Raw genomic sequence first — 17,311 nt, 5'->3', positions numbered from 1 at the left:
GAATGATATTCTAAAGACAATGAAGACTTAATGGAGGGTATAAAATGACAATAACGTTTGGACAGATTGCTGGGTTAATTGCAGCGTTAGCATTTTTGATCTTAGTTGTTTTCATTTGTACAGTGCTAAAGCATTTAGTGACGACTGTTAAAGAGATGAATAACAGCATTCAGATCTTGACTAAGGATGCTAACAGTATTGCTGGCAATGTGGATGAGCTTTTAGTAAAGACTAATGTTTTGATGGGAGACGTCAATCACAAAGTAAGTGAATTAGATCCCTTGTTTAAAACCGCAGCCGAACTAAGTGAAAGCGTATCTGATTTGAACGTAGCAAGTCGTTCAATGGCTGATAAGGTAGTACGGTCAACTGAAAGTGTGGCTAAAACAAGTGCTGCATTGCGCGTCGGTAAGATGGCACTTGGTTTTTACCAACGACACAAACAAAAACAAAGTAAGTAAACTTTAAGGAGTGGAGTATTATGAGTAAGAAATTGTTAGTTGGTCTTGGAATGCTTGCAGCTGGTGCAAGTGCAGCTTTGGTCGCTTCAAAGAAGTTGACCGCTGACCAAAAAGATAAGTTAGCGATGAAAGTCGATGAGACCGTCTTGAACGGACGTGAAAAAGCATTGAAATATAATCAATACTTGCAACAATTCTTGGAAGAAAATGGTGTTGATGACTTAAAAGAAAAAGTTGTCAGCCGAGCTGATGAATTCAAGAATGAACAAGCTGTTCAAGATGCTTTGGCTTCATTGAAACAAGCAACTTCTGACTTAAAAGAACGGTTGGAGAACACTAAGGATAAGTTTGATGATCTAGCTGAAGATGAAGCTTCCAAAGATTGGAATGACGATATCGTGATCGATGGTCGTTCTGCTTTTGGTGAAGCTAAGGATAAAAAAGATCAACCTTACGAAAAACCAACTGAAACATTTTATCCACACAACGATTGAAGTAAAAAATAGCGCTCCGTTGATGGAGCGCTATTTTTGTACTTTAATTCACTAATTTAAAGGGATGATTTGAAGTTCTTTAGTCGTATGTGTGAATGGTTCATTACCATCTTTAGTTAAGTAAACACAGTCTTCGATCCGGACCCCAGCCACTCCTGGAACATAGATCCCAGGTTCGATCGAGAAGCACATTCCAGGTTCAAGGACTAATTCATTTCCTTCCATGATAGATGGAAATTCATGATCACTTTGACCAATACCATGTCCTAGGCGGTGGATGAAGTATTCACCATAACCAGCTTTTGTGATGATATCACGTGCGATCTTATCTAATTCAAAAGCCCGCATCCCAGGCTTAGCTGCAGCTTGAGCGGCTAATTGTGCTTCTAAGCAGACTTGGTAGATCTCTTTTGCTTTATCGCTGACTTTACCAAAAGCAACTGTTCGTGAAGCATCGGACATATAGCCCTTATAATCAACACCTAGATCAAACAAGCAAAGTTCATTTGGCTTGATAAGATCAGCTTTTGGAGCCCCATGAGGGTCGGCGGCATTGGCTCCACTTTGAACGATCGTATCAAAACTCATATGCATGATACCGTTTTTCTTCATCGTGTATTCGATCTCGGCCACAACGTCTTGTTCAGTCCGCTTGGTCGAAAGTGCCTTAAAGCCGGCTTCAAAGGCAACATCAGCCCATTTACCCGCTGTTTTTAACAGTTCGATCTCAGCTGGTGTTTTAAAAAGCTTTTCACGTTCGATCACAGGGGAGAGATTCCCAGAGAATTCGGCTTGGGGGAAATATTTTCGGAGAGCTTCAAAACGAACCACAGTCAAGTTATCCTTTTCCAAAGCCCAATGCTTAGGTGAAGCTAACTCTGTGATATGTTCTTTGATCAAAGCATAAGGATCTTCATGGTCTAAGTAGCCATAGACAGGATATTTCCAGCCCGCTTTTTTGATCGCTTCGACCTCAAGTGCAGGTGAAAAGAGGAAAGGATCTTTATCTGGAAAGATAAAGAGTGCTAGTGTCCGTTCAAACGGATCGCTACCAAAGCCGGTAAAATATTGGATGTTTTTCCAATCACTGATATAAGCAATGTCCAAGTTATTGTCAGCTAACCATGTTTGGACAGTATTAAGATGTGACATTAAAAGCACTTCCTTTAATTGTTTTCAAAGCGACTACATTATAACACACTTTTGTAGTAAGTGAGCGTTAGATAACTTTGAAAATGAAAATACATGAAAAGAAGCTAACAAATTCTTGAAACGCTTGCAATCGGGTAAAAACTTTGATAAATTAAATAGGGTCGCAATGAAAACGATTTTGAAAATAAAATTAGTGAGAGGATAAAACCATGGAAAAACAAACAATTACAATCTACGATGTTGCACGTGAAGCTGCTGTCTCAATGGCTACTGTTTCACGGGTCGTTAATGGTAACCCAAATGTTAAGCCCGCAACACGTAAAAAAGTGCTTGAAGTTATCGATCGTTTGGATTATCGTCCAAATGCGGTCGCTCGTGGCTTGGCAAGTAAAAAGACTACCACAGTCGGGGTCATCATCCCTGATGTGACAAATGTCTATTTTTCTTCTTTAGCACGTGGGATCGACGATGTAGCTTCAATGTACAAATATAACATTATTTTAGCTAACTCCGATGGCAATCCTCAAAAGGAAGCACAAGTTTTAAATACTTTATTAGCCAAACAAGTTGATGGGATCATCTTTATGGGCAATAATTTGACAGACGAGTTACGTGCTCAATTTGCACGCGCTAAGACACCGATCGTCTTAGCTGGTTCAGTTGATGCTAAAAATGAAGTTGAAAGTGTCCATGTTGACTATGTGGCTGCAGTTGAAGAAGCTGTAGCTGATCTGATCAATCATGGTAACAAGCGAGTGGCTTTCATCACAGGGCCGATGAGTGATCCGATCAACGGTGAATACCGTTTGAAAGGTTACAAAAACGTTTTAGCTAAGCATGGTATCGAATATGATCCAGATCTTGTATTTGAAACAGACTATAGCTATCGTGCTGGTGAAGTTTTATGGCCTGCTTTGGCATCTGCTAAGGCAACAGCAGCTTTTGTCGGGGATGACGAATTAGCTTGTGGCGTTTTGAATGGAGCTAAAGATGCAGGGGTCAAAGTACCAGCTGAGTTTGAGATCATTACCAGCAACAATTCTAAGTTGACTGAGATCGTTCGCCCACAGCTTTCTTCGATCACCCAACCATTGTATGATATCGGTGCAGTTTCAATGCGCTTCTTGACTAAGATGATGAATAAAGATGATATGTCTTCAGCTGAAAAGACGATCGAACTACCATACGGTTACATCAAGCGCGCTTCAACTAAATAGATCACCTAACGAGCAGGGCAAAGCCCTTGCTCGTTTTTGGTCATAAGGGGAAAAATGAAAACAAACAAAGTATTTAATTGGCAAAATTTATGTTTATTTGGCGCAGGGTTCATTGTACTCGTCTTGTTTATCAGTTCATCAATGCCCTACACTAAACAAACATCAGTCCCATTTTTAGAGCAACATCTAGCCCAAAAGCCATTAGAAAACTGGTTGAGCCAAATTTCGTTCAGATATGCTGGCAAAGAGATCAGTATTGCAAATATCGGCTATTATAAATTTGTGGAATTTTTTATCCGCAAAGGGGCTCATTTTGGGACGTATTTTTTATTAGGCGGACTTACCTCTTTAGGGCTTGCACACTATTGGCCTAAGTTAGGGCATGTAGCGTTTACTAGTTGGATGTTAGCAACGCTTTATGCAGGGACTGATGAGCTCCATCAAATGTTTACTAGTGATCGAACACCACTGATCCAAGATGTGATCTTAGATTCGTGTGGTGCGTTATTAGGTGTCATGTTTGCAATGTTACTTCTATATAGATCGAAAAAACGGCGAAATGGTTGAGAATCTTGCAACCAATAATATTTTTTGTTAAAATATACACGGCTTATTGCTAAATTTTACTTTTCGGAAAGAGGTATTAGAAATGTCAGGACATTCAAAATGGCATAACATCCAAGGGCGTAAAAATGCTCAAGATGCAAAACGTGGAAAAATTTTCCAAAAAATCTCGCGAGATCTATACATGGCTGCAAAGAGTGGCGGTCCTGACCCAGACGCCAACCCACAATTGCGCCTTGTAATGGAAAAAGCACGTGCTGCTAACATGCCAAAAGATAATATCAAACGTGCCCTTGATAAAGCTACTGGTGCAAATGGTGCTAACTACGAAGAGATCACTTATGAAGGTTATGGTCCAGCTGGAGTGGCTATCTTAGTTCATGCTTTGACAGATAACCGTAACCGGACTGCTTCAGCTGTGCGGACTGACTTCAACCGTAACGGCGGTAACTTAGGTGAAACCGGTTCTGTTAGTTTCATGTTTGATCGTAAAGGTTACATTGCGATCGTACGTGAAGATCTAGACGTTGATGAAGATCAAATGTTTGAAGATGTGATCGAAGCAGGTGCTGAAGATCTTCAAACATCTGATGAAGTTTTTGAGATCTATACAGAACCAAAGATCTTCGAAGATGTACGTGATGCTTTACAAGCTAAGTATGACTTAGATTCAGCCGAGATCACGATGGTACCACAAAATACTGTCCCAGTTCCAGAAGACAAGGTCGAACAATTACAACGCTTGATCGATCGCCTTGAAGACGAAGATGATGTGTCTGAAGTATTTACTTCAGCTGAATTTCCAGATGAAGACTAATTAAACCTTGGGTTGCAATTTATGCAACCCTTTTATTTTACATAAAAATCCAGGAATACCAAGTATTTTAATGCTATTTATGCTATAATATGGACTGTGACTTAAAGATTTGAATTTTCAAATTACGTTAAAAGATATGCTAGTAATAAAACTTATGGAGGAAACTATGGTCAATAGAGTAACAGTTTTAGGCAGCTTGAACGTCGATAATATCATGCAAGTCAAGCGTCTGCCGTTGCCCGGTGAAACAATGACGATGTCAGCTAAAAAAATTGCAGGAGGAGGCAAGGGGGCTAACCAAGCGATCGCAGCTGCTCGTTCTGGTGCCCAAACCGCCTTTATCGGTAAAGTAGGAGCTGACGAACAGGGGCGTTTGATGAAAGGTTACCTCGAAGATGCAAAGATCGATGCAACTAGTGTAACGTTAGCAACTGAAGAAACTGGCCAAGCATTTATTTTATTACAAGAAAACGGTGAAAATAGTATTCTCGTCTTGGGCGGGGCTAACCAAGCGATCACTGATGATGATATTGAAGCTGCCAAAGAAAAGATCACGACGGCAGACTTCTTGATCACTCAGTTTGAAACCCCGATCGAAGCTTCGATCACGGCTTTTAAATATGCTAAGGAAAATGATGTCGTAACGATCTTGAACCCTGCTCCAGCCAAACGTGTACCAGAAGCATTGCTTAAAAATGTTGATCTGATCGTATTAAATGAGACCGAAACAGAATTGTTGACCGGAATCAAGATCGATGCAGAAGAATCTTGGTATCAAGCTGCAGCTAAGTTAGCCAAAATGGGTGTGAAAAATACGATCATTACTCTAGGAAGTAAGGGTGCTTACTATAAAACAACAACGGCTGAAGGCTTTATTAAGGCTTTTAAGGTCGCTACTTTAGATACGACAGCGGCAGGAGATACATTCTTAGGTGCGCTTAGTTCACAATTGGATAAAGCTCTCTCTAATATCGAAGAAGCGATCGTTTTTGCTAGCATGGCTTCGGCTTTGGCTGTACAAAAATTTGGGGCGATCCCATCGATCCCACAATTAAATGAAGTCAATGACGCTTTAGGTGAAGCAAATTTTTAATAATAACGACATTTGATGACTGTTTAGGCAGTCATCTTTTTTTATCCCAAAATTCAAAAAATATTTTTCCCTGCTTTGCGTATTTATAAAGTGAAGGAGGGATAAAGGATGGAACTAGCAACGAAACTATTAACGGATGCGGTAGCTGTATCGGCTTTAGATATTTTACTTTTGCCGACAAAAACATGTTATCAAGTTAAGTATTTTATCCGTGATCATTATCTTGTTCAAAGCGAATTGACTTTTGAACAAGCTCAAAAACTATTAGCCTTTTTTAAGTTTAAAGCGGATATGATGTTAAGTGAGCATCGGAGGCCACAGTTAGGTGCGTGGCAACAAAAGATCGGAGAGCAGCCGTTGTACTTGCGTTTTTCGACGGTCGGTGATTTTTTAGGTCGCGAATCAATGGTCATTCGTTTGATATACCCACTAAAAAGCATCAAATATCATTATTTAGTGCCAGAACAATGGGCGCTTTTAGAACAAGTGTGTCAAAAACGGGGGTTAGTTATTTTTGCTGGTCCGATGGGTTCGGGTAAGACTACAGCGATGTATCAACTAGCTAAAGCTCAAAAACAACAGCAAGTGATGTGTATTGAAGACCCGATCGAGATCAGGGAGGATAGTTTTTTGCAAGTCCAAGTGAATCCAAAAGCTCAAATGGATTATTCGACCTTGCTCAAAGCTGCTTTAAGACATCATCCAGATATCTTTATCGTAGGTGAGATCCGTGATCAAAAAACTGCCCGTGCTGTGCTGACGGCGGCTTTAAGTGGACATTTAGTTTTGAGTACGTTACATGCGACTAGTGCTTATGGTGTCATCGAACGCTTAGCTGATCTAGGGATCACACGCTCAGAATTAAAAAGTGTTTTGCAATTGGTCTCATATCAACGTTTGTTGCCACTAAAGTCAAAAGGACAAGCCGTTTTGTTTGATATCATCCAACAAGCCGAGCTTTTTAGTGAAAACGTGAAGCAAGAAAATAATGGGATGTCAGCAGATTGGGGGCGTTATCTTGAACAAAATGCAACCAAGGGGAAAATTACCATTGCGACAGCGAAAAAATTTGCGCATGGCTAAGTGGACTTTGCGGCAACAAGCAAATTTTTTTGATCTATTAGCCGATCTTTTAACGGCAGGCTTTTCACTCAAACAAGCCTTGCAGAGTTTAAAGGTATTTTTGCCTAAAAATGGATTAGCGACGGTGATCGCCGAGCTAGAAACAGGTCAAAGTTTCAGTCAGGCATTAAGATCTAAGGTGACAACTAATATTTACTGTCAACTTGTGATCGCTGAAAAACATGGCAGTGTAGATCAAAGTGTTTTTCAGTTAGGAAAGTATCTAAAAAAACGTGTGCAGCAACGTGAAAAGTTACAGTCATTATTGTTATATCCAGCGATCATTTTAGGCTTATTATTATTTTTGATGATCGCCTTGAAGATCTGGTTGGCACCTGAGATCGCACAATTTTCAGTCTCAACAACTGGTAAAGATCCATTTTCCTACCTGATCTTTGTTAAATTTGGTGGCCTAGTCCTATTGAGCTTATTCATTTTAGGAGTGATCCACTTTTTTTACTGGTGGAAAAAGCAATCGATCTTTGGACGGCACAGTTGGTATAGTAGCTTACCGATCGTCGGGAGCTTATATCGTCAATATAATTGTTATTATTTGACATTTAATTTGGGTCTATTGATCGAAAGTGGATTAGAATTTCAACAAATTTGTGGATTACTAGAACACTTTGAAGAAAAAAGTTTACTTTATCACTTGGGGCGTGCCTTTTCTGAGCGGTTAGCCCGTGGAGAAAAGTTGACACAGATCATGGAACATTATCCATTTATTCCGCCTGAACTAGCACTTTTTTTTCAAAAAGGTCGCTCAAAAGAAGAGATCGGTAAAGATCTGTTGGCCTATTCCAAACTAGCTTATCAAAAATTATTAGAAAAATCGGATCATTTGTTAGCTTGGGTCCAACCGTTACTGTTTATGGTGATCGCAATAGTGATCATTTGCACATACTTAGCGCTATTATTACCGCTATATTCAAGTTTAGGAGGACTGTATAAATGAAAAAAACTAAGATGAAAGCGTTTACATTAGTGGGAATGGCAATTGTTATCTTTATCATCAGTTTGTTGATCTTGATCATCATGCCTAACGTTGCTAAACAACGTTCCAATGCTGAAAAGGTCAATACTCAAGCTTTGCAAGCTGAGTTAGATACTCAAGCTCAACTATATGCCGATGAAAAAGGAACTGAGATGGAAAATGTTGCTCCAACGGATCTTGAAAAAGCTGGATATTTGACAGCTAAACAAGTAGCTGCCATTGAAAAGCATCATCTTAAAGTTGAAAAGAATGAGCAATGACCATGAAAGTTCGAGGTTTTACGCTTGTTGAAGTGACTGTGACCCTTTTTATTGCAACTTGCATATTTTTATTGGGGATCGGTCTAGGAACACATACCTTAGCTAGTTTACAAGAAAAGTTGTTCTTTAATGAATTGCGTCAAACCTGGTTTGCAACGATCTATCAAGGGGAGCAACAAAAGCAATATACGTGGATCCAGTTTGAGCCAAAACAGGTCAAGTTTAGTGTCGGACAAAAGACCCTAAAAATTCTGGTATATCCAAAATCGTTGACACCAACGACTGAATATCAAGAGTTATCAGTGAGTGGTCTAGGATCACTTACTCCTACGACAGAAACATTTACTTCAACTTTAGGTAAAGAGTATCGCGTGCATTTTCAATTAGGATATGGCACACAATATCGTGTTGAAGAAAATATGGTAAAAGGTAGGTGATAGTGTGCATGTACAGGCTTTTTTGTTGGCTGATGCACTGAGCGGGATGAGTGTGTTATTAATTATTAGTACGTTATTGTACTTGACAGATCTACGGTTGCATCAAGCGACAACACAAGCTTATCAACAAGTTCAAGTAGCTCAAAAGTTACTAGTGCAGAGTCAGTTACAAACAACTAAAGCTAAAGGGGGAAAAATTGAAGTTCAGATCACAGATCGGGCTGGGCATAAAATTACAATTGAATTGCGCAAAGATTAAGGGCTTTACTTTGATCGAAGCCACAGTTGCCCTAATGGTGACAGCTTTGGGGCTAGCGCTATTAGCAGGGATCGGCTCGAATATGCAAAAACAAGTGGTAGCTAAACAGGAGACTGATCAGTTTGAATGGGAACGTTTTGTTAGTTTACTACAAAATGAGCGCCAACATTTCGCCTTAGTAAAAAAGTCAGGTGAAAATGGGGAAAATATCTATTTATATAGTCGCAAAGCTAAAAAAGATTATATCGTTCATTATGAAAGCCAACGTGACAAAGTGATCATGGAGACCGCATCTGGTGGTTATATGCCGTTATTATATCGAGTATCTAGTTTTAGTGCAGTTAGACAAGGTGAAACGATAAAAATAACCGCCCAGATCGATCTCAGGACTTATCAGACGACCGTGAGTTTACCGCTACAGAAAGAAAGTGGACTATGAAATTGAAAGGAACTCTACTGAGTTCGGCGCTATTAATGTTAGTTTTGGTGACAGCTGTTTTTTACGCGCAATTGTTAGGACATCAGCTTCAGCAGGCGACATATCAACGACAAAGCATGTATTATCGTGCTCGTACCTTAGCTGTATTAGCCCAAAAACTTGACTTAAAGCCTGGACAAAAAGCAAGTTCAGCTCAAGGACAAGTGGAAATGTTAAAAGATCAAGTCAAAGTGTTTCTTCCAAATGGCCAAAAATATACCCTTGATCAGATCAACTAGATACCACGACTTGAATTTCTAGTAAGATGTGCGATAATAAGACGTTAGTAAAAAAGTTGATTAGGGTGTGAAAAATGGCATTAGCAAAAGTAGAAGAAAAATTTCAATTATTGAATGAAGCGATCGAGCTCTTGCAAGAAAATGTAGAATGCTCAGCGTTAGATGCTTTGATCGAAACGTTTGAAAATTTGTTGGATAATGGTCGAGTTCATGTTGAAGATGGGACACCAGATGAAGCAACAGTCGCTAAATTAAAAGATCTTTATCAAAAGATCGACCTAGCTTCTTTATCTAAAGAAGAACGGCGCTCAGTATTGCAATTGTGCCTTTTACAAGCTTATAAGCGCGAAAAAGTTCAAGCAAATCACCAAATGACACCAGATACGATCGGATTTTTATTGGCATATCTGATCGAAAAAGTTGGAAAATATACAGCTGGCCTAAAACTATTAGATCTGACGGTTGGGACAGGGAATTTGTTATCGGCGATCTTGAGCACCTTAAAGAAAAGTGGGTGGAAAGAGCTTGATGTCTATGGGGTCGATAACGATGATACGATGTTAGCTTTAGCCAATATCTCGGCTGAATTGATGCAAAGTAAAACGCAATTGGTCCATCAAGACGCATTGGCTGAGTTACAAGTACCACCAGCTGATATTGTTGTAGCTGATCTGCCGATCGGCTATTATCCTCTTGATAGTCGGGTAAGAGAGTATCAGACCTCATTTGCCAAGGGCCATTCTTACGTGCATTATCTACTGATCGAACAAGCGCTTGAACAATTAGTAGCTGGTGGTTGGGGTGTCTTTGTTGTTCCACGTGGGATGTTTGAAGCCCCTGAGGCCAAACAATTACTGCAAGTGATCCAAGCAAAGGGCTATTTGCAAGGCCTACTCAATTTACCACAGCCACTATTTATCAATGAGAATTCGCAAAAATCGATCTTGCTCCTACAAAAGAAGGGACCACATGCTAAGCAGGCTGAACCTATCTTATTGGGAGAATTTCCACTGATGAAAAATCAATTGGAGTTTGTCAAGTTTATGCAAGAGATCGATAACTGGCAAGCCCAAAACTTTGCCTAAAAAATAAAGAGCTACTTTACCAAAAAATAGGATAGTAGCTCTTTATTTATGTATATAATTGAATTTTATTCATCTAAAAATGAAATAGTTGAATTTTACTTAACTAAAAGATTAAGCTAAACTTAATTATATGAAATATTAAAGGAGTTTTTTGATGGAAAATGAAGAGCAATATGCCCGTGGCTTAAAGAGCCGGCATGTCCAATTGATCGCATTAGGTGGAACGATCGGGACCGGGCTATTTTTAGGTTCAGGAAAATCGATCCAGTTAGCAGGACCTTCGATCGTCTTAGCATATCTTATAACAGGCGCGATCTGTTTCTTTTTGATGCGTGCGATGGGGGAATTGCTACTTTCAGACTTAAAGAGCCATTCGTTTATTGATTTTATTGAGCGTTATTTAGGTAAAGATATTGGGTTTATCACCGGTTGGACGTACTGGATCTGTTGGATCACGATCGCGATGGCTGATGTGACAGCAAGTGGGATGTATATCCACTATTGGTTCCCACATATTCCTGAGTGGATCCCTGGTTTCATCATTTTAGCGATCTTGTTAGCCTTGAATTTGATCACAGTTGCTTTGTTTGGTGAGACTGAATTTTGGTTTGCTTTGATCAAAGTCATCGCGATCGTTGCGTTGATCGTGATCGGGATCGTTTTAGTCGTGATCGGTTATGAAACACCTAGTGGACATGCTTCTGTGATGAACTTAGTTGATTATGGTGGCCTTTTCCCTAAAGGTTTAGGTGGCTTTTTAATGTCATTTCAAATGGTAACATTTGGCTTTATCGGGATCGAAATGATCGGTGTCACAGCTTCTGAGACTCAAGATCCTAAAACCGTGATCCCTAAGGCGATCAATGAGATCCCACTTCGGATAATTATTTTTTATGTGGGATCATTACTTGCCTTGATGTGTATCTATCCTTGGAGATCTATCACCCCAGATCAAAGTCCATTTGTTCAAGTCTTTGAAAATATTGGTATTCCTGCTGCAGCTGGAATTATTAATTTTGTTGTGTTGACAGCAGCTGCTTCGGCATGTAATAGTTCGATCTTTAATACTGGGCGAATGGTCTTTTCTTTGACATATAAAGAAAAAGGTCGCTTTGCTAAAAAGATGAGTAAACTTTCACGGCATCAAGTTCCTGCTAATGCGATCCGCTTTTCGACAGCAGTTATTGCTTTAACGGTCGTAGCTAACTTGGTGATCCCAAACACATCCCTATTTACTTTTATCTCAAGTGTAGCAACAACGTGTTTTCTCTTTATCTGGGGTGCGATCGTGGTCGCTCACTTGAAATATCGTAAAGAGCTGAAAGCTAAGGGACAAAAAAATGAATCTAATTTCAAGATGCCGCTTTATCCAGCTTCAGACTATGCGGTCTTGATCTTTTTAGCTTTTGTCTGTGTGATCATGTGCTTTGAACAAGCAACTTTGATCGCACTACTAGCTTCGTTAGTTTGGTTTGTAGTGCTCTTTATGTTAAATAAATTGCGAAAAAAACATCTATCTGAAAATTAACTAAGTAAAGTATTTGACAGTACCGTATGAATAACGAGGGTCTTATTATGATGTAACACACACATCATAATAAGACCCTCGTTGCATTATTAAACATAGCTAGGTACATATTTGACAGTAGCGGCTAATAGAACGTCATTATTTTGCTTTGATCTAAGCAGTTACCTTTTATGGGATTTTCAGCTATACTATATTAGAGATATGTCAACCATTATTGTAATTGATAGTATATGTGATTCACACGAAAGATAAATGTGATGTGAATGAGACTGAAAAATTTAAGAAAGGAGAGGCTATATTTCTTTCGCAAGCAACGTGCTTGACTACATTTTATATAGCAGGAATTTTTTTGAATAGTGAGAAAAAGGAACGCAGAGAAGCGCAGTTGGCCAAGAAAGCTGAGACGATCAAAGCTTTTGCAAGTGAAGTCGTTTTGCAAAGCCCTACCCAAATGCTGATCGATGGGCGACCATATATTTTAGAGAAGAATTATCGTAATGGGTTTGAGGTCAAAAAACTAGAGGAACGTTTTAGCAATATTTTGACCAAGTATGATTACATTGTCGGTGATTGGGGTTATGAGCAATTGCGGTTGCGGGGCTTTTATGCTGCAGGTAGTAATAAAGGAACACCAACGCAAAGTATTGAACGTTTGCAAGATTATCTTTACGAATATTGTAATTTTGGCTGTGCTTATTTTGTCTTGCGCAATTTAGATGTTCAGCCTCCGACACCATCGCATAATGGTGGTAAAAATAAAAAAACTGGTCATAAGCGTCGGACCCAAAATAGAAAAGAAAAGTCGCAAAAGGCATATACAGCACAACGTGTATATGATATAAATAAAAAGCAACCTCGGTCGAAAAAATATACGACAGACCAGGTCAAAAAACGCAAACGACGCTTTACGATCCGCCAAAAAAATAAATAAGGGGTAGTTTACCAAAATGAAAAAATATGCAGGCTATATGATCGATCTTGATGGCACGATCTATCGTGGTAAGGAAAAGATCCCAGCTGCGAAACGTTTTATCGAAAATTTGCAGGCTAAAAATATTCCATTTCTCTTTGTAACTAATAATAGTACACAAGCACCAGAAAAAGTTGTGGCTAATTTAGCAAAGAACTTTGATATTCACGTTACAGTCGATAATGTTTTTACTTCAGCTTTAGCGACAGCGGATTATATTGCTGATTTAGATAATGAAAAAAGAACGGCTTATGTGATCGGTGAATTAGGCTTAAAACAAGCTATTTTAGACCAAGGTTTTAAATTTGAAGAGACAACACCTGATCATGTCGTTGTAGGTCTAGATTATGATGTAACGTATCACAAATTTGAATTAGCAACATTAGCGATCAAACGTGGGGCTACTTTTATTGGGACCAATGCAGATACGAATCTACCTAACGAGCGCGGGTTAGTTCCCGGAGCAGGTTCAGTGATCGCTTTAGTTGAATGTGCAACGCAACAAAAAGCGCAATATGTGGGTAAGCCAGAGACGATCATCATGGAAAAAGCTTTGAAGCGCTTAGGCCTAGCTAAAGATCAAGTAGCAATGGTCGGTGATAACTATATGACTGATATTCAAGCTGGGATCAATTTTGGGATCGATACGATCTTAGTTTATACAGGAGTTTCAACGAAGGAACAAGTGGCTAAGAAAGCTATCAAACCAACAGTTGAGCTCGATTCGTTAGACCAATGGGAAGTCTAAATGTTCGATATGTAAAAGAGGCTGGGGTCCAAGTCTTGTTGTTGCTGTTTTTAGTGACATTTTGCATAACGTTAACGATCAATTTCCATCCACTCTACTGGTGGTTTATGCACCACTATAAACTATATCAAGAAGTAGGGCTGACTGAACAAGGGTTACGGGGAAATTATTTGTCGTTGCTAGCGTATCTTAATTATCCGTGGGTCACAGAGCTTAATTTATCTTTGCCGATATCCTATAATGGGATGCGGCATTTTGAAGATGTCAAACGGCTATTTTTCTTGAATTACAGTGTTTTAGTCCTGACTGCTTGGCCAGCGCTACATTATTTGTATGATCTGACACTAAAAAAACGGCTTTGGGTCTTACAAGGAAAGATATATGGTCTAAGTTTGATCTTAGCAGGTTTTATTTGTTTTATAGTGGTCGATTTTGAAGATTTTTTTATCGTCTTTCATGAGGTATTATTTAGAAATGATGATTGGATATTTGATCCGAATTTAGATCCGATCATCAATACTTTGCCAAGTGAGTATTTTTTAGCGTGTTTTGGCATATTTGTAGGAACATTTACTTTGAGCTTACTTAGCATTTATATTGTTGGAAAATGGCAATTAAAAAACGTGGTCGCTTGAATTGACCACGTTTTTTTGTATTGATATTATTTTTTCGAAGTTTTTGATTTGATAGCTCCTATGATAGCTGGGATCAAAGAAACAGCGATGATCCCAATAATGATCAAGGAGAAGTGTTCTTTGACGATCGGGAAATTACCAAAGAAATAACCTGCACCACAGCAAATTGTTACCCAAGCCGTTGCACCGATCAAGCAGTAGCGGATAAAGGTTTTGAAATTACCACCACTCCCCCCGTAAACAAAAGGTGCCAATGTACGGATGATCGGCATGAAACGGGCTAATGAGATAGCGACCCCACCGTGTTTGTCGAAGAATTCTTCAGTTCGTTTTAGATCTGACTCTTTGATGATCCGACTGAAAAATTTAGTCTTGGTCAATTTTTTTCCCAGATAATGACCGATAAAGAAGTTAAGTGAGTCGCCCAAAACAGCAGCAAACCAGAAGATGGCTACAAAGATCCAAATATCTAGGCTGTATTTAGGATTGGCTGACATCGCACTGGCTGCAAATAAAAGTGAATCTCCGGGTAAAAATGGCATAATAACGGCGCCTGTCTCGATAAAGATGATCGAAAATAAGATCAGGTATGTCCAATCACCGAAGAGATTAACGATCGTAACTAAGTGGACATCAATGTGTAAGATAAAATCAATTAGTTGTGACATTGCTATAGGTGTTCATCGTCAGCTATAAAAACATGAACATATTCCTTTCGTAATTGTAGTTGTTGATTTTTGACAACTATATGAGAGTGCCGACAATAAAGTTTGCTCTCTTATCTATAAATATACTACACTTTTAGCTTAATGTACTTAATTATCTTGAGCAGCTTCAAATTTTTTAATTAATTGCGTACTATGAGCTGGCTGGCGTTTTTCCGGATAGATCCGTAGTAGTGCACTGTTGATGACACTTGGAGCTTCGCCAAAACCTGTTGCCATCAAATTTAGTTTATCTGCTTGGGCTGCAATATCCCCGATCGCGTAGACGCCAGGGATCGAGGTCTCATTTTTAGCATTAACAGCAATATTGTGATGGTCAAGTTCAAGTGCCCAACTTTCAAGTAACTTTGAACTTGAGGCAAATCCGTAATTGACCAAAAGGTGATCGACTGTCAATTCTTTTTTCTCGGCACTACGGGGTTTTTCTAAGCTGATACAGAGTTTATCTTGGGCAGAAGAAAGATCAGTGATCAAATAGGGTGTGTGTAGGATCGTTTTTGTTTCTTTAAGCGCCAAAACACTAGATTCTAAAGCTCTAAATTTATCGCGGCGGTGGATCAAGTGAACTGCTTTAGCGATCGATGCTAGTTCTAAAGCCCAATCAACAGCTGAATCACCACCGCCAGCGATCGCTACTTCTTTATTACTGAAGGCCTTGAGATCTTTGACAAAATAGTGAAGTTGTTTGTCTTCGAATCGATCAGCGGCTGCTACTTTTAGTTTACGTGGTTCAAAAGCTCCGGCACCAGTAGCGATAATGATCGTTTTTGAATAAGTTGTTCGTTTAGATGTTTTGATCTCAAAGCCACCAGTGATTTGGGTGAAACTTTCCACACGTTCATTTAAAAAGATATCAGGCTCGAATTTTTCGACCTGTTGTTTTAAATGAGCGATCAATTCTGTTCCGGTGATCTCCGGAAAAGCAGGGATGTCATAGATCTTTTTAGCCGGAAATAGGGCACTGACTTGGCCCCCTAACTGTCCTAAAATTTCGATGATCTGAGTTTTGGCTAAACGCATTCGAGCATAGGTCGCAGCAAACATTCCAACTGGTCCCCCGCCGATGATCGTAATATCATAAAATTCTTTAGCTACCATAAAGTGGTTGCTCCTTTCATAATTCTTGTCAGTTAAAGTTACAATATCATATTAAAGGTGTAAAATAAAATTGGCAATAACTTGTGAGTTAAAGTATCATATCTAAGTGAAAGATATATTTATAGAGATAAGGAAGAAATAGATGGAATTTTTACAATTAGACACTGATAAATTGACCTCAAGTGCGGTCATCAAAACAAATTTAGGTGAGATGACTTTGGCACTTTTCCCTGAGCAGGCCCCTAAAGCGGTTGAAAATTTTGTGACTTTAGCCAAAAACGGTTATTATGATGGTGTTATCTTTCACCGAGTGATCTCAGATTTTATGATCCAGACGGGTGATCCTACTGGAACTGGAATGGGCGGTGAAAGTATCTGGGGTAAAGCTTTTGAAGATGAATTTTCTGATGAACTTTACAATTTACGGGGCGCTGTTTCAATGGCAAATGCTGGTCCTAATACGAATGGAAGCCAATTCTTTATCGTTCAGAATAAAAATATGCCTAAGCGTATTATCAAACAATTGACGACTTATCCTAAGGAGATAGTTCAAGCATATCGCCAAGGAGGTACACCTTGGTTAGATGGGCGCCATACTGTTTTTGGTCAGGTCATTTCTGGTATGGAAGTAGTTGACAAAATTGCTAAAGCTAAGACTAGTTGGGGCGATAAACCTAAACAAGATATTGTAATTGAAAATATCGAAATACTATAGAGGTAGTTGATCATGGAAATAGCTTATCGTATCGGAATGGTACTGGAAGGATATGTGACTGGGATCCAACCTTATGGCGCTTTTGTGGCGCTTGATGAGGAGACACAGGGTTTGATCCATATTTCTGAGTGCCATCACGGTTTTGTAGATGATATCCAAAACTATTTAAAAGTCGGGCAAAGAGTGCGAGTGATGATCATTGATATCGATGAGTATACTC

General features: G+C 39.2%; 23 protein-coding genes (1 of these 23 cut by a window edge). 20 read left to right on the top strand and 3 right to left on the bottom strand.

Annotation, left to right across the window (positions count from 1 at the left end):
- Positions 1-44 precede the first annotated feature (44 nt).
- Positions 45-461 (top strand): DUF948 domain-containing protein, encoded by a 417-nt coding sequence (locus tag CPS94_RS06045; protein WP_112286410.1) that lies wholly within the window; start codon positions 45-47, stop codon positions 459-461.
- A gap of 20 nt (positions 462-481) precedes the next feature.
- Entirely contained in the window at positions 482-955 is a 474-nt protein-coding gene (locus tag CPS94_RS06040; RefSeq protein ID WP_004051681.1) for a hypothetical protein, read from the top strand.
- A 51-nt stretch (positions 956-1,006) separates the two neighbouring features.
- Here CPS94_RS06040 and CPS94_RS06035 read toward each other — a convergent pair whose 3' ends face one another.
- The gene (locus tag CPS94_RS06035) at positions 1,007-2,107 is read right to left on the bottom strand and encodes a M24 family metallopeptidase (protein ID WP_004051691.1); all 1,101 of its coding nucleotides are present in this window, start codon (positions 2,105-2,107) and stop codon (positions 1,007-1,009) included.
- 209 nt (positions 2,108-2,316) lie between these two features.
- Here CPS94_RS06035 and ccpA point away from each other — a divergent pair, with 209 nt between their 5' ends.
- From ccpA to CPS94_RS05955, 16 genes are all read left to right on the top strand, one after another.
- Positions 2,317-3,324 (top strand): catabolite control protein A, encoded by a 1,008-nt coding sequence (ccpA, locus tag CPS94_RS06030; protein ID WP_004051692.1) that lies wholly within the window; start codon positions 2,317-2,319, stop codon positions 3,322-3,324.
- Positions 3,325-3,378: 54 nt separating this feature from the next.
- Complete coding sequence (locus CPS94_RS06025) at positions 3,379-3,891, top strand: VanZ family protein (RefSeq protein ID WP_004051693.1); 513 nt, start codon at positions 3,379-3,381, stop codon at positions 3,889-3,891.
- A gap of 82 nt (positions 3,892-3,973) precedes the next feature.
- Positions 3,974-4,705: a YebC/PmpR family DNA-binding transcriptional regulator gene (locus CPS94_RS06020; RefSeq protein ID WP_004051694.1), complete on the top strand. Its 732-nt coding sequence runs from the start codon at positions 3,974-3,976 to the stop codon at positions 4,703-4,705.
- 166 nt (positions 4,706-4,871) lie between these two features.
- Positions 4,872-5,798, top strand: coding sequence for a ribokinase (rbsK, locus tag CPS94_RS06015; protein ID WP_004051695.1), 927 nt, complete (start codon positions 4,872-4,874; stop codon positions 5,796-5,798).
- 108 nt (positions 5,799-5,906) lie between these two features.
- Positions 5,907-6,881 (top strand): competence type IV pilus ATPase ComGA, encoded by a 975-nt coding sequence (gene comGA, locus CPS94_RS06010; RefSeq protein ID WP_004051696.1) that lies wholly within the window; start codon positions 5,907-5,909, stop codon positions 6,879-6,881.
- Positions 6,826-7,875 carry a competence type IV pilus assembly protein ComGB gene (gene comGB, locus CPS94_RS06005; RefSeq protein WP_004051697.1) on the top strand — a complete coding sequence of 350 codons (1,050 nt, stop codon included), beginning with the start codon at positions 6,826-6,828 and terminating at the stop codon, positions 7,873-7,875. The genes comGA and comGB overlap by 56 nt, the downstream gene beginning before the upstream one ends.
- On the top strand, positions 7,872-8,174 hold the full coding sequence (locus CPS94_RS06000; protein ID WP_112286409.1) for a competence protein ComGC: 303 nt from the start codon (positions 7,872-7,874) through the stop codon (positions 8,172-8,174). The genes comGB and CPS94_RS06000 overlap by 4 nt, the downstream gene beginning before the upstream one ends.
- Before the next feature lie 2 nt (positions 8,175-8,176).
- Positions 8,177-8,611, top strand: a complete 435-nt coding sequence (locus CPS94_RS05995) for a hypothetical protein (protein WP_004051709.1) — start codon at positions 8,177-8,179, stop codon at positions 8,609-8,611.
- Between the two features lie 4 nt (positions 8,612-8,615).
- Positions 8,616-8,870, top strand: coding sequence for a hypothetical protein (locus tag CPS94_RS05990; protein WP_004051719.1), 255 nt, complete (start codon positions 8,616-8,618; stop codon positions 8,868-8,870).
- A complete protein-coding gene (locus CPS94_RS05985) occupies positions 8,809-9,309 on the top strand; it encodes a ComGF family competence protein (RefSeq protein WP_112194528.1) in 501 nt (166 codons plus the stop codon). The genes CPS94_RS05990 and CPS94_RS05985 overlap by 62 nt, the downstream gene beginning before the upstream one ends.
- Positions 9,306-9,587, top strand: coding sequence for a hypothetical protein (locus CPS94_RS05980; RefSeq protein WP_004051721.1), 282 nt, complete (start codon positions 9,306-9,308; stop codon positions 9,585-9,587). Before CPS94_RS05985 ends, CPS94_RS05980 begins: the two co-directional genes overlap by 4 nt.
- Before the next feature lie 74 nt (positions 9,588-9,661).
- Complete coding sequence (locus tag CPS94_RS05975; protein ID WP_112194530.1) at positions 9,662-10,672, top strand: class I SAM-dependent methyltransferase; 1,011 nt, start codon at positions 9,662-9,664, stop codon at positions 10,670-10,672.
- 154 nt (positions 10,673-10,826) lie between these two features.
- Positions 10,827-12,200, top strand: coding sequence for an amino acid permease (locus CPS94_RS05970; protein WP_112194532.1), 1,374 nt, complete (start codon positions 10,827-10,829; stop codon positions 12,198-12,200).
- Between the two features lie 349 nt (positions 12,201-12,549).
- Positions 12,550-13,131, top strand: coding sequence for a YutD family protein (locus CPS94_RS05965; protein WP_004051724.1), 582 nt, complete (start codon positions 12,550-12,552; stop codon positions 13,129-13,131).
- Between the two features lie 16 nt (positions 13,132-13,147).
- Entirely contained in the window at positions 13,148-13,918 is a 771-nt protein-coding gene (locus tag CPS94_RS05960) for a TIGR01457 family HAD-type hydrolase (protein WP_112194534.1), read from the top strand.
- Positions 13,906-14,553 carry a TIGR01906 family membrane protein gene (locus CPS94_RS05955; RefSeq protein ID WP_004051726.1) on the top strand — a complete coding sequence of 216 codons (648 nt, stop codon included), beginning with the start codon at positions 13,906-13,908 and terminating at the stop codon, positions 14,551-14,553. The genes CPS94_RS05960 and CPS94_RS05955 overlap by 13 nt, the downstream gene beginning before the upstream one ends.
- Positions 14,554-14,579: 26 nt before the next feature.
- Here the strand turns inward: CPS94_RS05955 and CPS94_RS05950 are convergent, their stop codons facing one another.
- Entirely contained in the window at positions 14,580-15,221 is a 642-nt protein-coding gene (locus CPS94_RS05950; RefSeq protein WP_004051727.1) for a VTT domain-containing protein, read from the bottom strand.
- Between the two features lie 147 nt (positions 15,222-15,368).
- Positions 15,369-16,376, bottom strand: coding sequence for an NAD(P)/FAD-dependent oxidoreductase (locus CPS94_RS05945; protein ID WP_004051729.1), 1,008 nt, complete (start codon positions 16,374-16,376; stop codon positions 15,369-15,371).
- Positions 16,377-16,518: 142 nt separating this feature from the next.
- On the opposite strand from CPS94_RS05945, the gene CPS94_RS05940 reads away from it, so the two are divergent.
- Together CPS94_RS05940 and CPS94_RS05935 are read left to right on the top strand one after the other, a co-directional pair.
- On the top strand, positions 16,519-17,091 hold the full coding sequence (locus tag CPS94_RS05940; RefSeq protein ID WP_004051731.1) for a peptidylprolyl isomerase: 573 nt from the start codon (positions 16,519-16,521) through the stop codon (positions 17,089-17,091).
- Positions 17,092-17,103: 12 nt separating this feature from the next.
- Positions 17,104-17,311, top strand: partial view of a CvfD/Ygs/GSP13 family RNA-binding post-transcriptional regulator gene (locus CPS94_RS05935; RefSeq protein WP_004051732.1) — the 5' portion only. Its footprint extends 185 nt past the window's final position; only the first 208 of its 393 coding nucleotides appear in the window; the start codon lies at positions 17,104-17,106; its stop codon lies beyond the right edge, outside the window.

Source organism: Ligilactobacillus murinus (assembly GCF_003288115.1).
Lineage (GTDB): Bacteria > Bacillota > Bacilli > Lactobacillales > Lactobacillaceae > Ligilactobacillus > Ligilactobacillus murinus.
Note: the sequence above shows the minus strand (reverse complement) of the source record. Positions and strands in the feature narration are given on the sequence as shown.

Coding starts and splice junctions, on each gene's coding strand:
- CPS94_RS05980 (WP_004051721.1), top strand. CDS start 9,306: ATGAAATTGAAAGGAACTCTACTGAGTTCGGCGCTATTAATGTTAGTT.
- ccpA (WP_004051692.1), top strand. CDS start 2,317: ATGGAAAAACAAACAATTACAATCTACGATGTTGCACGTGAAGCTGCT.
- comGB (WP_004051697.1), top strand. CDS start 6,826: ATGCAACCAAGGGGAAAATTACCATTGCGACAGCGAAAAAATTTGCGC.
- rbsK (WP_004051695.1), top strand. CDS start 4,872: ATGGTCAATAGAGTAACAGTTTTAGGCAGCTTGAACGTCGATAATATC.
- CPS94_RS05955 (WP_004051726.1), top strand. CDS start 13,906: ATGGGAAGTCTAAATGTTCGATATGTAAAAGAGGCTGGGGTCCAAGTC.
- CPS94_RS06025 (WP_004051693.1), top strand. CDS start 3,379: ATGAAAACAAACAAAGTATTTAATTGGCAAAATTTATGTTTATTTGGC.
- CPS94_RS06000 (WP_112286409.1), top strand. CDS start 7,872: ATGAAAAAAACTAAGATGAAAGCGTTTACATTAGTGGGAATGGCAATT.
- CPS94_RS05960 (WP_112194534.1), top strand. CDS start 13,148: ATGAAAAAATATGCAGGCTATATGATCGATCTTGATGGCACGATCTAT.
- comGA (WP_004051696.1), top strand. CDS start 5,907: ATGGAACTAGCAACGAAACTATTAACGGATGCGGTAGCTGTATCGGCT.
- CPS94_RS05975 (WP_112194530.1), top strand. CDS start 9,662: ATGGCATTAGCAAAAGTAGAAGAAAAATTTCAATTATTGAATGAAGCG.
- CPS94_RS05940 (WP_004051731.1), top strand. CDS start 16,519: ATGGAATTTTTACAATTAGACACTGATAAATTGACCTCAAGTGCGGTC.
- CPS94_RS06035 (WP_004051691.1), bottom strand. CDS start 2,107: ATGTCACATCTTAATACTGTCCAAACATGGTTAGCTGACAATAACTTG.
- CPS94_RS05995 (WP_004051709.1), top strand. CDS start 8,177: ATGAAAGTTCGAGGTTTTACGCTTGTTGAAGTGACTGTGACCCTTTTT.
- CPS94_RS06040 (WP_004051681.1), top strand. CDS start 482: ATGAGTAAGAAATTGTTAGTTGGTCTTGGAATGCTTGCAGCTGGTGCA.
- CPS94_RS05950 (WP_004051727.1), bottom strand. CDS start 15,221: ATGTCACAACTAATTGATTTTATCTTACACATTGATGTCCACTTAGTT.
- CPS94_RS06020 (WP_004051694.1), top strand. CDS start 3,974: ATGTCAGGACATTCAAAATGGCATAACATCCAAGGGCGTAAAAATGCT.
- CPS94_RS05970 (WP_112194532.1), top strand. CDS start 10,827: ATGGAAAATGAAGAGCAATATGCCCGTGGCTTAAAGAGCCGGCATGTC.
- CPS94_RS06045 (WP_112286410.1), top strand. CDS start 45: ATGACAATAACGTTTGGACAGATTGCTGGGTTAATTGCAGCGTTAGCA.
- CPS94_RS05945 (WP_004051729.1), bottom strand. CDS start 16,376: ATGGTAGCTAAAGAATTTTATGATATTACGATCATCGGCGGGGGACCA.